Source organism: Pseudonocardia adelaidensis (genome assembly GCF_039543345.1).
GTDB classification, from domain to species: domain Bacteria; phylum Actinomycetota; class Actinomycetes; order Mycobacteriales; family Pseudonocardiaceae; genus Pseudonocardia; species Pseudonocardia adelaidensis.
The window spans coordinates 137,977-149,777 of the sequence record NZ_BAABJO010000016.1; the positions used below are offsets into that span (position 1 = coordinate 137,977).

The 11,801-nt window shown below is 72.5% G+C and carries 17 protein-coding genes; 8 read left to right on the forward strand and 9 right to left on the reverse strand.

Annotated features, from left to right (window positions below):
* Positions 1-51: 51 nt before the first annotated feature.
* Positions 52-1,869 (forward strand): glycoside hydrolase family 15 protein, encoded by a 1,818-nt coding sequence (locus tag ABEA81_RS22150; protein ID WP_425570633.1) that lies wholly within the window; start codon positions 52-54, stop codon positions 1,867-1,869.
* Between the two features lie 5 nt (positions 1,870-1,874).
* Here the strand turns inward: ABEA81_RS22150 and ABEA81_RS22155 are convergent, their stop codons facing one another.
* The 5 genes from ABEA81_RS22155 to ABEA81_RS22175 form a co-directional block, all read right to left on the reverse strand.
* Positions 1,875-2,225 (reverse strand): DUF202 domain-containing protein, encoded by a 351-nt coding sequence (locus ABEA81_RS22155; RefSeq protein ID WP_345607179.1) that lies wholly within the window; start codon positions 2,223-2,225, stop codon positions 1,875-1,877.
* On the reverse strand, positions 2,222-2,596 hold the full coding sequence (locus tag ABEA81_RS22160) for a YidH family protein (RefSeq protein ID WP_345607180.1): 375 nt from the start codon (positions 2,594-2,596) through the stop codon (positions 2,222-2,224). The genes ABEA81_RS22155 and ABEA81_RS22160 overlap by 4 nt, the downstream gene beginning before the upstream one ends.
* An 86-nt stretch (positions 2,597-2,682) precedes the next feature.
* Positions 2,683-2,931, reverse strand: coding sequence for a hypothetical protein (locus ABEA81_RS22165; RefSeq protein WP_345607181.1), 249 nt, complete (start codon positions 2,929-2,931; stop codon positions 2,683-2,685).
* A gap of 297 nt (positions 2,932-3,228) precedes the next feature.
* Entirely contained in the window at positions 3,229-4,698 is a 1,470-nt protein-coding gene (locus tag ABEA81_RS22170) for an NCS1 family nucleobase:cation symporter-1 (protein WP_345607182.1), read from the reverse strand.
* Between the two features lie 29 nt (positions 4,699-4,727).
* Positions 4,728-5,450: an aspartate/glutamate racemase family protein gene (locus tag ABEA81_RS22175; RefSeq protein WP_345607183.1), complete on the reverse strand. Its 723-nt coding sequence runs from the start codon at positions 5,448-5,450 to the stop codon at positions 4,728-4,730.
* Between the two features lie 178 nt (positions 5,451-5,628).
* Between ABEA81_RS22175 and ABEA81_RS22180 the strand changes: the two genes are divergently transcribed.
* The 5 genes from ABEA81_RS22180 (at position 5,629) to ABEA81_RS22200 (ending at position 7,954) form a co-directional block, all read left to right on the forward strand.
* Entirely contained in the window at positions 5,629-6,024 is a 396-nt protein-coding gene (locus ABEA81_RS22180) for a helix-turn-helix domain-containing protein (protein WP_345607184.1), read from the forward strand.
* The gene (locus ABEA81_RS22185; protein ID WP_345607185.1) at positions 6,021-6,482 is read left to right on the forward strand and encodes a protein-tyrosine phosphatase family protein; all 462 of its coding nucleotides are present in this window, start codon (positions 6,021-6,023) and stop codon (positions 6,480-6,482) included. The genes ABEA81_RS22180 and ABEA81_RS22185 overlap by 4 nt, the downstream gene beginning before the upstream one ends.
* 126 nt (positions 6,483-6,608) lie before the next feature.
* Positions 6,609-6,899 (forward strand): DUF1905 domain-containing protein, encoded by a 291-nt coding sequence (locus ABEA81_RS22190; RefSeq protein WP_345607186.1) that lies wholly within the window; start codon positions 6,609-6,611, stop codon positions 6,897-6,899.
* A 40-nt stretch (positions 6,900-6,939) separates the two neighbouring features.
* Positions 6,940-7,275: a TFIIB-type zinc ribbon-containing protein gene (locus tag ABEA81_RS22195; RefSeq protein ID WP_345607187.1), complete on the forward strand. Its 336-nt coding sequence runs from the start codon at positions 6,940-6,942 to the stop codon at positions 7,273-7,275.
* A 7-nt stretch (positions 7,276-7,282) separates the two neighbouring features.
* Positions 7,283-7,954 (forward strand): AAA family ATPase, encoded by a 672-nt coding sequence (locus ABEA81_RS22200; RefSeq protein WP_345607188.1) that lies wholly within the window; start codon positions 7,283-7,285, stop codon positions 7,952-7,954.
* 20 nt (positions 7,955-7,974) lie between these two features.
* On the opposite strand, the gene ABEA81_RS22205 is transcribed toward ABEA81_RS22200, so the two are convergent.
* Positions 7,975-8,370, reverse strand: coding sequence for a DUF4189 domain-containing protein (locus ABEA81_RS22205; protein WP_345607189.1), 396 nt, complete (start codon positions 8,368-8,370; stop codon positions 7,975-7,977).
* 119 nt (positions 8,371-8,489) lie between these two features.
* On the opposite strand from ABEA81_RS22205, the gene ABEA81_RS22210 reads away from it, so the two are divergent.
* Positions 8,490-9,611, forward strand: coding sequence for an epoxide hydrolase family protein (locus tag ABEA81_RS22210; RefSeq protein WP_345607190.1), 1,122 nt, complete (start codon positions 8,490-8,492; stop codon positions 9,609-9,611).
* On the opposite strand, the gene ABEA81_RS22215 is transcribed toward ABEA81_RS22210, so the two are convergent.
* Complete coding sequence (locus tag ABEA81_RS22215; RefSeq protein ID WP_345607191.1) at positions 9,592-10,161, reverse strand: dihydrofolate reductase family protein; 570 nt, start codon at positions 10,159-10,161, stop codon at positions 9,592-9,594. The genes ABEA81_RS22210 and ABEA81_RS22215 overlap by 20 nt on opposite strands.
* Before the next feature lie 80 nt (positions 10,162-10,241).
* Here ABEA81_RS22215 and ABEA81_RS22220 point away from each other — a divergent pair, with 80 nt between their 5' ends.
* Entirely contained in the window at positions 10,242-10,829 is a 588-nt protein-coding gene (locus tag ABEA81_RS22220) for a TetR/AcrR family transcriptional regulator (RefSeq protein ID WP_345607192.1), read from the forward strand.
* Here the strand turns inward: ABEA81_RS22220 and ABEA81_RS22225 are convergent, their stop codons facing one another.
* Positions 10,830-11,372 (reverse strand): TetR/AcrR family transcriptional regulator, encoded by a 543-nt coding sequence (locus ABEA81_RS22225; RefSeq protein WP_345607219.1) that lies wholly within the window; start codon positions 11,370-11,372, stop codon positions 10,830-10,832.
* A complete protein-coding gene (locus ABEA81_RS22230) occupies positions 11,369-11,692 on the reverse strand; it encodes a DMT family transporter (protein ID WP_345607193.1) in 324 nt (107 codons plus the stop codon). Before ABEA81_RS22230 ends, ABEA81_RS22225 begins: the two co-directional genes overlap by 4 nt.
* Positions 11,693-11,801: the final 109 nt, after the last annotated feature.

Here is an 11,801-nt window from a genome sequence, read left to right on the forward strand (position 1 = left end):
GGATCCAGGGGTACCAGAAGGAACCGTGCAGGCCGAGGCGGGGACGGAGGGATGCCGGTGCCGTTGCAGCTGGAGGACTACGGCCTCATCGGGGACACCCACACCGCGGCCCTCGTCGGCTACGACGGGTCCATCGACTGGCTGTGCCTGCCGCGATTCGACTCCGCTGCCTGCTTCGCGGCGCTCCTCGGTGGGCCGGAGCACGGGCGATGGCGGCTCGCGCCAGTCGGGGAGCACCGGGCGGTCGATCGCCGCTACCGGCGGGACTCGCTCGTGCTCGAGACGGACTTCACCACCGCCGACGGTGCGGTGCGGGTGGTGGACTGCATGCCGATCCGCGCCGAGCGCCCGGACCTGTTCCGCCGGGTGGAGGGGTTGGCCGGGCGGGTCCCGGTCCGGAGCGAGGTGCTGCTGCGGCTCGACTACGGCCACGTCGTCCCGTGGTTCCGGGAGGTCGGCAGGCGCACATCCGCGCTCGCCGGGCCGGACGCGATCACGGTGGACTCCGATGTGCGGCACGAGCTCACGGGCACCGACCTCGCCGCCGAGTTCTTCCTGAACGCCGGTGAGCACGTCGACTTCCGGTTGGCATGGGCGAGCCCCCACGACCGTCCGCCGGACCGGGTCGACGTGGGCCGGGGGATCGCGGCCACCGAGAAGTGGTGGCAGGACTGGGCGGCCCGGTGCACGTTCGACGGCGAGCACCGGGACGCGGTCGTCCGCTCGCTGATCACCCTGAAGGCGATGTCCTACGGGCCGAGCGGGGGCATCGTGGCGGCGCCCACGACCTCGCTGCCGGAGCACCTCGGCGGCGTGCGGAACTGGGACTACCGGTACTGCTGGATCCGGGACGCGACGTTCACGCTGCTGGCGCTGCTCCACGCCGGGTACGAGTCCGAGGCCGTCGCGTGGCGCGAGTGGCTGCTGCGGGCCGTGGCCGGTCAGCCCGAGCAGATGCAGTTGATGTACGGCGTCGAGGGCGAACGACGGCTGATCGAGTTCGAGCTCGACTGGTTGCCGGGCTACGCGGGTTCCCGGCCCGTCCGCGTCGGCAACGCCGCGTCCCAGCAGTTCCAGCTCGACGTGTACGGCGAGCTGATGGACGCGCTGCACCAGGCCCGCAAGCACGGCATCCCCCCGGACGACTCGGCGTGGCAGGTTCAGCGCGTCCTCATGGACTTCCTCGAGGGGCACTGGCGGGAACCGGACGAGGGGATCTGGGAGATCCGCGGCGACCGCAGGCACTTCACCCACTCGAAGGTCATGGCGTGGGCGGCCGTCGACCGCGCGATCAGGGGCGTGGAGATGTTCGACCTGGACGGGCCGTTCGACTCCTGGAAACGCCTGCGCCAGGAGATCTTCGACGACGTGTGCGAGCACGGCTACGACGCCCGGCGCAACACCTTCACCCAGTGCTACGGGTCCCGCGAGCTGGACGCCGCGCTCCTGCTCATGGCGTCGGTGGGCTTCCTCCCCGCCGATGACCGGCGGTTCACCGGAACCGTCGCGGCGATCGAGAGGAACCTGTGCCACGACGGCTTCGTGAACCGGTACACGATGACGAGGTCGACCAGGCGGATCGACGGGCTACCCCCGGGTGAGGGGGCGTTCCTGCCCTGCACGTTCTGGCTGGCGGACGCGCACCTGCTCGGTGGCCGCAGCGAGGCCGGCCGTGCGGTGTTCGAGCGGTTGCTCGGGCTGCGCAGCGACCTGGGCCTGCTCTCGGAGGAGTACGACGTCGAGGACCGGCGCCTCGTCGGCAACTACCCGCAGGCGCTGAGCCACCTCGCCCTCGTCAACACGGCCTGCGAGCTGGCGACCGGGCGCGGGCCCAGCCACCGGCGCTCGGGCGGCGATGCCGCTCGCTGAGCGGATCAGCGGGCTGCATGCGCGGCCAGGACCGCGACGAGCGCCGCGACGCCGACCGCCGTGCACGCGATGCAGACCGTGGCCACGAGCCTGCCACCGGGACCGGCGGCAAGGCAGTGGTCCCGGAGCAGGGCGACCTCGACGCGGCGCGCTCGGCGCATCGAGCCGACGACGAGCAGCGTTGCCAGTGCCAGCCCGAGCAGCCCGACCACCACGGCTCCCGCACCCAGCGCCGGGGTGAGCACGCGCATGCCGGCGACCGCCCCGACCGCCACGGCCAGGCCGGTGCGGCGCCACGCCAGGGCGGTGCGCTCGGGCTGCAGCCCGGGGTCGAAGATCCGGCCGCCGTCGGTCATCGCAGCAACAGCGCCGCCAGGAGGAGCAGGCCCGTGGCGGTCGTGCCCACCGTCAACGGGACCATCAGCGATGGCGCGCTCAGCGGCCGCCCCTGCCGCATCGCGCGCTCGTCCCGGCTCCACGCGAACCACGCCTGCACCGGCGTGAGCAGGCCCAGCACGATCAGCAGCACGGACGCGGCCAACCGCAGTTGGGGCTGCATCGGCAGGGCGACGGCCTCGAGCGCGACACCGCAGGCGAGCAGGGCGAGCGAGGTGCGGATCCAGGCGAGGAACGTGCGCTCGTTGGCGAGCGTGAACCGCGGGTCCGGCTCGCTGCCCTCGCCGAACACCCAGCGGGGGAAGCGACGTGACGCGACCGGACTGCTCATCGGTCCCAGTGCACCACAATGTCCGGTCATATCGAAGGTGCTCCCACGGAATGAGACCGATCTCTCCGGGGTGCAGGAGCAGGCCGTCAGGCGGCGGCGCGCGCGTACTCGTCCTCGAGCGCGGCCCGGCCGGCGCGGGTGAGCGTGGCCGCGGACGCCCCGTGGACCCGGGCCACCAGCCCGGCCGCGAGGAGGGCGTGCGCGCGGGGTTGGTCGCAGAACCACCGGCCGTCGACGCGCAGGTTCGGGACGCCGGTGGGGGCGATATCGCAACGACCGGCGGCCACCGCACGCAGCAGCGCCCGGTCGCGTCCGGTCAGGTTCAGGATCGACATGGGTTCAACCTCTCCGCCTTGTAAGACGTCGGCGGAGGCGTCCGGGTTGGGTCGTCGGGGCAGAAAAGTGCGCGCGCTCGGAGGGCGGCCACCACCTCACACACCCAAGGCCGGCTTCACACCGCGCCGGCCTCGTGTGAAGGGCCCGTCGGGTTTGTGAAGTCTCGGGGTCAACGGGCCGACGTGATCAGGCGTGTCCACCTGCCGCTCGGCCAGCGCCGCGGGGAGCGTCGAGCGGCCCGGGAAGAAGGGGCTGGCGGCCGACTTCTCGGCCCATAGCTCCAGGACGCGGCGAGGTCAGTCGGCCGGCAGGATCTGCAGGCGGCCGTTCGCGACGGCGTAGTACGCGACCGCGCCGAGCGCGGCGCCGATGAACCAGCCGAACGGGGCGATCAGCGAGAACGCGGGGACGAGCGCGAGGGTCAGCGCGATGATCGAGCTCGGGACGAACGCCGTGATCGCCAGCCGGTTGACCCCGCCCTGGTAGTGGTAGATCCCCTTCTCCGACGGGTCGTAGAGATCGGGGATGCTCACGCGCGCCCGCCGCAGCAGGAAGTAGTCGACGGCCATGATCCCGAAGAACGGTCCGAGCAGCGCGCCGAGCCCGCCGAGGAAGTACGCGATCACCTGGGGCGAGTTGTAGAGGTTCCACGGCGTCGACAGGAGCGCCGCGGCCGAGGCGATGATGCCCCCGGTGCGGAAGCTGATGCGCTTCGGGTTGAGGTTGGACAGGTCGAACGCGGCCGACACGAAGTTCGCGACGATGTTGACCCCGATCGTGGCCAGCACGAACACCGCGCTGCCGACGAGCACGAGCCACTCGTTGTCGACGTCCTCCAGCAGCGCGGCGGGGTCGAGCACCGCCTTGCCGTACACCTGGACCGAGGCGGCCGAGACGATCACGGAGGTCAGCGCGAACGCCGTCCAGTTGAGCGGCAGGCCGAGTGCGTTGCCCCGCACGACGTCGCGGCGGCTGGGGGAGTAGCGGGCGAAGTCGGAGAAGTTGAGCATCAGCGTGGCGAGCACACCGACCGTGAGCCCGACCGCGGCGAAGGTCTGGTACCACTGCTCGCCGGTGGACAGCACGGTGTCGCCGCCCCCGCTGGTCCAGGAGATGTGGAAGTCGGCCTGCCAGAGCATCCAGCCGGCCAGCGCCAGCATCACCACCCAGATCGCGGGCCCGGCCAGGCCCTGGAAGTGGCGCACCGCCTCCATGCCCTTGCGCACGATGAGCAGCTGGATCCCCCAGAGCAGCACGAACGCGATCCAGCCCAGCAGGTCGAGCCCCAGGAAGCCCACCCCCGTGAGCGACTCGGTGCCCGGGACGAACCTGACCAGCAGCACCTTGAGCGCGACCGACGCCAGGAACGTCTGCACGCCGTACCAGGCGATGGCCACGATCCCGCGGACCAGTGCCGTGAACCGAGCGCCCCAGACACCCCAGGACAGCCGGCTCACGACGGGGTAGGGAGCTCCCGTGTCGTGCCCCATGAAGCCGGACAGGCAGCAGCCGCCGAAGATGATCAGTACGCCCCCGAGGATGCCGAGGGTGACCTGGATCGGGCTCAGCCCGAGCAGGAACAGGCCGGCGGCGAACGTGTAGTTGCCGACGTTGTGCGCGTCGTTCATCCACAGGCAGAAGAGGCTGTAGGTCTGCCACCGCCGCTCGCGCGGCTCGGCGGGCCGGAGGTCGTCGTTGTACAGCCTGCCCTCGGGGTCCTGCGCGGCGAGTGCGGCCTGGTCGACGTCGGGATGCTGGATGGACATGCGGGTCCTCCCCATTGAGGATGTGCCGCTCAGGACGGCAGCGGCCAGCCGGTGACGCGTTTGCGGCGCGGCGGTGCGTAGGTGCGGATCTTGCTCGTGGACAGGCCCAGTCCGACGAGGCTCTCGGCGAGCTTCACCGCGGCCGTGACCCCGTCCACGACCGGCACGCCGGTCGCGCTGCGCACCGCGTCGTCGAGCCCGGCCATGCCGCCGCAGCCGAGGCAGATCACCTCGGCGTGGTCGTCGCGGACGGCGAGCTCCGCCTCCCGGACGATCGCCTTGACGGCCGTCGCCGGGTCCTCCTCGAGTTGCAGCACGGACAGGCCGCTCGAGCGGACCGATGCGCAGCGGGCCGCCAGCCCCGCCTGCGCGAGGCGGCCCTCGATGAGCGGGACGGTGCGGTCGAGGCTGGTCACCACCGAGTACCGGTGGCCGATGAGCGAGGCGACGTGCCCGGCCGCCTCGGTGATGTCGACGACCGGGACGTCGAGCAGTTCCTGCAGGCCCTCGCGGCCGTGCTCGCCGAACCCGGCCTGGATCACCGCGTCGAACGGGCCCTCGTACGTCACCACGGCGTTCATGACCGCGACGGCGGCGAGGTAGCTCTCGAAGTTGCCCTCGACCGACTCCGCACCGATCGCCGGGGTCAGCCCGATGATCTCGGTGTCCGCGGCGGCGACCGAGCGGGCGGAGGCCGCAATCGACTCGGTGACGGACGCGGTGGTGTTGACGTTGACGACGAGCAGCCGCACGGCGCCGCTCCTTCCTGCTCCGGCTGCTATTTGTGTGCGCCGGGGGATGCGCCCGTCAAGCCTCGCGCGGTTATAAGTGCGGCGCGCGGGGAGGAAGTGCGCATCCGGGTACGAGCATCGACTGATCGTCCGGGACTGTCCAGTCGTATCCGTCCCTCCATGGGGAAGGATGGGGAGCATGAGTGAGTGGTACTCCCTGGAGGATGTCGCCGATCGGCTCGGCCTGCACGTCCGCACGGTGCGCAGCTACGTGCGGGAGGGGCGGCTGGGGGCGGTGCGGATCGGCAAGCAGTACCGCGTCTCGCACGCCGACCTCCAGGCGCTCACCGGTGGGCCGTCCCGCTCGCGGCAGGTCGGCGTCACGAGCGTCCTGGACGTCGACGGCATCGACGCGGCCGCCGCGGAACGGCTGGCGTCCTTCGTCAGGGGCCTGCCGAAACCCGCGCGGGCACCCCACGTGGACATGGTCCACGAGCCGGACCGCGACCGGCTCAAGGTGATCGTCGTGGGGTCCGTCGAGGCGAACGTGGAGCTGCTGCGCCTCGTGGGTGCGATGGCAGAGGGGGCGGCATGACCGGCCCGCTCACCGGCGCCATCGCGCTGCCCGACGGCACGCTCGTGCGCGGCCGCGGCCGTCGTGAGCCGTTCCCGGCCGGGCCGCCGCCCGAGTTCGGCCTCTACCTGGGACACCCGCCGGACCGGCGGCGCCTGCTGCCCCGGCGCGGCGCGGAGTGGCAGCCCGGCTGGCCCGCCGAGTGGATCCACTGGCCGGACTTCCGCACGCCTCGCGCCCCCGACGTGGCGGCAGCGCAGATCGCCGGGGCCTATCGCCGGGCGCTCTCGGGGGAGCGGGTCGAGGTCGCGTGCACCGGGGGCACGGGCCGCACCGGCACCGTGATCGCCTGCATGGCCGTGCTGGCGGGGCACCCGGCGGAGGACGCCGTGGCGTGGACGCGGAGCCACTACCGGCCACGCGCCGTCGAGACCCCCGGCCAGCGCCGCTTCATCGCCTGGTTCGCCGAGCACCGCTGAGCGTCCTCGACCGTCCGGCATGCTCGTTCGGTCACCCGAGTTTCGGCCCGCACGTCGAGAACGGGCGGCCACCCCCGACGTTCCGGTTGTGGGCGGCCACCGTGGACGTCCCGCCGAGGAGGAACGATGACCGAGAACCAGTCCCTCGACCACGAGTTCAGCGCCGTCCTGCAGAAGAGCCCGAGCCCGGGTGGTTGGACCTACGTGGTGATGCCCGGCTCTGCGGAGTTCTTCGGTACCCGCGGCCTGGTGAAGGTCCGCGGCACGGTGGACGGCCAGCCGTTCCGGAGCTCCTTCATGGCGCTCGGCGACGGCAGCCACAAGCTCCCCGTGAAGGGCGAGCTGCAGCGGGCCATCGGCAAGGGGCCCGGCGAGACGGTCACGGTGCACCTGTCCGAGCGGATCACGGGCCGCTGACGGCCTCCGGTACCGGGGCGACCACGCTACGCTCTGTTGGGTGATCTGTCCGAAGTGTCAGAACCTGATGCATACCGTCGACCGGCGTGGCGTCCACATCGAGCAGTGCCAGGGCTGTCGAGGGATCTTCCTCGACCGCGGCGAGCTCGAGCAGATCGCCAACGCGGAGCAGAGCTTCTACGGCGGCCACGGCGCTCCGGGGGCCTACTACGCCGACTCGCCCCCACCCCACCAGCGCCACCGCGGGCACTACGGCGACTCCCCGCCCCCGTACGGGCACCAGCCGCGGGGCCACTACAGCGACTCGCCACCGCCCTACGGCCACCAGAAGGGGCACAAGCGCCGCAAGGGCTTCTTCGACGAGCTGTTCGGCTGAGCGGGGGTTGCCGAACGAACCGGCTCCGCCGCACGGCGAGCAACGCGCGGTCGACCTGCAGATCTGCCTCGGCTGCGGCGCCCGGTTCAGGTACCCGGTGGTCGCACCCGACGCGCCGGTGCTGGTCTGCGCGGACTGCGGGCACCGGCAGCCGTTCCGGCGGCTGCCGCTGTTCGCGCTCACCGGCCCGAGCGGGGCGGGCAAGTCGACGGTGGCCCGCCTGCTCCCGCAGGCCCTCGGGGACGTGGCGGTCGTGGTCGAGCAGGACATGCTCTGGGCGGCTGGCCTGCAGGACCCCGCCGACGACTTCGCGGACTTCCGCCGCACCTGGCTGCGGATGGCCGGGATGATCCACCAGAGCGGGCGCCCGGTGGTGCTGGTCGGCACCGTGGTGCCGGAGCAGTTCGAGCGGCGGCCGGAGCGCGCCTTCGTCGGGCAGATCCACTACCTGGCCCTGGTGGCCGACCCGGACGTGCTGCGGACCCGGTTGCGTGCCCGCCCGGCGTGGCGCGGCTGGGACGACCCGCGCATCGCGGAGACGGTGGAGTTCAACGACTGGCTGTGCCGGGAGGGGCCGACCCTCGCCCCGCCCGTCGAGCTGCTCGACACCACCACCCTAGAGCTCGCCGAGACGGCGCGCCGGGTCGTCGAGTGGGTGCGGCGCGGTGCGGGTCGGTAGAGCGCCTGCCGGTGCCGCACTCAGCGGTAGGCGCCGGTGCAGACGTGGGAGAGCACGCGGGCGCCCTTGCCCGGGGTCGCGCGGACCGCCGCGCGCTCGGCCTCGTCGAGGGACGCCGCGTACGCCCAGCCCCAGGCGCGGTTCCGCGCCTGCGCCACGGCGGCGCAGCCGTTGGTCACGCTCACCGCTTCCCGGCAGTCCCGCGCGCCGCACGCGTCCACTGCGGCGGCGGCCGCGGCGCCTGCGGACGGCTGGTCGTAGGAGTAGCCGATGTTGCCGGTCCGCACCGAGACGGCGATGGTGGCCCACGTGTTCGGGGTGGCGGCGCTCGCCGGGGCCGCGCCCAGGACCATGGCGCCGCTCGCGACCGCCACGCCGAGTGCGGCCCGGGTGATCATCGAACGGGTGCGCGTCATGGTCGGTCTCCTTCGGTGTCGCTCGTTGTGGAGGGGACGACCGGCCGGGGCGTGAATCGGTTGGGGTCTCCTGGTGAAGAGGACGAGAACCGGCCGCAAGGCGCCATAGCGTGGGAGGCGTGATCCGGCCGTTCCGCATCGACGTTCCCCAGTCCGACCTCGACGACCTGCACCACCGCCTGGATCGGGCGCTCTGGCCCGACGAGCTGCCGGACGCCGGCTGGGAGTACGGCGTCCCCGCGGGGTACCTCGGCGAGCTGGCGCACCGGTGGCGGAGCACGTACGACTGGCGGGCCCACGAGGAACGGCTGAACGAGCTCCCCCAGTTCGTGACGGAGATCGACGGCCAGACCGTGCACTTCGCGCACGCCCGCTCCGCCGACCCGGGCGCGCTGCCGCTACTGCTGACCCACGGCTGGCCCAGCACGTTCGCCGACTTCGCCGGGGTCGTCGAGCCGCTCACCACCGGCGGGCCGGCCTTCCACGTGGTGGTGCCGTCGGTGCCGGGGTTCGGCTTCTCGGGCCCCACGCGCGAGCGCGGGTGGGACGTGCGGCGGATCGCCCGCGCATGGGCCGAGCTGATGCACCGGCTCGGCTACGAGCGGTACGTCGTGCAGGGCGGCGACTTCGGGGCGCTGATCTCGCCGGAGGTGGCGCGGGTGGCGCCCGAGCACGTGATCGGTGTGCACGTCAACGCGCTCGTCACGGCCGTCGACCCGACCTCGCCGGACCCGACGGCCGGCCTCGGCCCCGACGACGTGGCGCGGCTGCGGGCCGGCGCAGCGCGGTGGGCGGAGCGCTCCGGCTACGCCACGATCCAGTCCACCCGCCCCCAGACGCTCGCCTACGCCCTCACCGACTCCCCGCTGGGCCTGCTCGCGTGGAACCTGGAGTGGTTCGTCGACTACGACCCCACCCGCACGGCGCAGGCCCCGGTCGACCCGGACGCCGTCCTCACCGACGTCTCGATCTTCTGGTTCACCCGCACGTCGGGGTCGGCGGCGCGCCTCTACAAGGAGTCACGCGCCGCCTTCTACGGCGGGGAGCGGGTGGACGTACCCACGGCGGTGGCGGTGTTCCCCGGTGACGGGGCCCTGCGCGCGCTGGCCGAGCGCTCCCTCCTCGTCGTGCGCTGGACCGAGTACGGGCGCGGCGGGCATTTCGCCTCGTTGCAGGCGCCCGACCTGCTCGTGGCGGACGTGCGGGCCTTCGTCCGCGGGATCAGCTCCGGTCGTAGCTGAGGATCACGGTTCCCCCCTCCAAGGTGCGGGTGCGGGTCAGCGTGAAGGCGGTGGGGCTGAAGCCGGCGGTGAAGAGGGGGACGCCGGCCCCGGCCACCACCGGGTAGACCTTCAGGACGAGCGAGTCGATCTCGGCGAGCAGCGACCCCGCCAGCCGCGACCCGCCGATCAGGTAGATGTCCTTGCCGTCCTCGGCCTTGAGGTCCCGGATCCGCTCGACGACGCCGGACGAGACGAGCTCGACGGCGGGATCTGGGCTCCCGGCCGTGCTCGTGGACACGAGTATCTGCCGCAGGTGCGCGTACGGGCTGGTCACACCGATGTCGAGGGCCGGCTGGAAGGTCGTGCGCCCCTGCACCCCGACGTCGAAGTTCGGGTTCGCGACGTCCACCCCCAGCTGTTCGCGGATGTGGGTGGGCAGGGTGTCCGGATAGTCGCCCCTGATGAAGTCGATCACATCCGGCGTGAGGGGGAAGAAGTCGGCGCTCCCGTCCGGGGCGGCGATGAAGCCGTCGATGGTCATACCGACGTAGTAGACGAGCTTTCGCACGAGCGACCTCCGCAGTACTCTAATCGTAGTGGTTCGAACGTAGTACTACGGATGAAGTGGTGTCAACGGAGGAGATGCGGATGCGGCAGAACCCGGCCCGGCGGGCGGCGCTCCTGGACGCGGCGATCGAGGTGCTCGCCAGGGATGGTGCCCGGGGGCTCACCTTCCGCGCCGTCGACGCGGAGGCGCAGGTGCCCGTCGGCACGGCGTCCAACTACTTCAGCAGTCGCGACGAGCTGCTCACGCAGGTCGGCCACCGCTACTACGAGCGGCTCGAGCCCGATGCCGCCGCGCTCGCCGAGGCGCTCTCCGGGCCACGCGACCGCGATCGGGTCACCGAGCTGATGCACGACGTCGTGGAGCGGGTCATGACGTTCCGCTCCGGCTACCTCGCGCTGCTGGAGCTGCGCCTGGAGAGCACGCGTCGGCCCGAGCTGCGGGAGCTGCTCAGCAAGCGGATCCGCGCCGACATCGACTTCAACATCCGCAACCACGTGCAGGCCGGGCTGCCGGGCGACGCCACCACCGTGGTCGTGCTCTACCTCGCGCTGAACTGGCTGATCCTCGAGCGGCTCACCCTGCCCGACGTGTTCCCCGACGAGCAGGTCCACGACCTGGTCACCGACGTCGTCGAGCGGATCCTGCCCGGCCCGCGCCGCTCGGCCTGATCAGCAGCCGAGGATGCTCGCGAGCACCGCGCGCACCTCGTCGGCGCTCGGTGGGGCGGCCGCGACGAAGCAGTGCAGGAACAGCCCGTCGACGGCGGCGGCCGCTGCCGCCCGCACGACCGGGTCGGCGGCGTGGGGGGCGAGGTAGGCGTCGACGGCGGCCGTCCAGCGCTCGACCTCCGGCTGCAGCTCCGGCCTGCGGGCGGCGATGAGGAAGAGCTCGTACTCGGCGGCCGTGTGCGCCCGGCGGGAGTCGCCGCCCTCGGCGATGAGGCGGGCGAGCGCCGCGAGCGGATCGGGTTCGCGCGCGCAGTCGTCGAGCCGGCGCAGGTAGCAGTCGTTGCAGTCGGCGAGCGCCGCGACGAGCAGGTCGTCGACGGCCGGGAAGTAGTAGGTGACGGCGCTCGGCGGCACCCCCGCCTCCTGGGCGACCACCCGCTGGCTCACGGCCGCGACCCCGGCCCGTTCGATCACCCGCATCGTGGCGTCGAGGAGCTGCCTGCGGCGCTGCTCGCCCTTGCGCCTGCGCCCGTCGGTGGTCAGTGTGCCGCCCCCAGCTCGAGGGCGAGCACCCCGGCGATCACGAGCGCGATGCCGCCGAGCTGCACCGCCGTCAGGCCCTCGCCGAAGAGCACGGCCCCGACGATGGCGACGAGCGCCACGCCGACCGCGGCCCACACGCCGTACGCCACCCCGATCGCCATCCCGCGCACCAACGCCTGCGAGAGCAGGCCGAACGCCGCGAGGTAGCCGACGACCACGACGACCGACGGGACGGTTCTGCTGAAGCCCTCCGAGAGCTTGAGCGCGGTGGTGGCGACCACCTCGGTGAGGATCGCACCAGCGAGGAAGAGCCAGGGCACGGGGACCTCCGGGGCAGAAACCTGAGCGAGTGCTCTAGATTCTAGTCGCCCGGAGGGCTCCCGTCCGGGGGCCGCGCGCGGGCTGGCATCGTCGCAGCGCCTGGCCGAC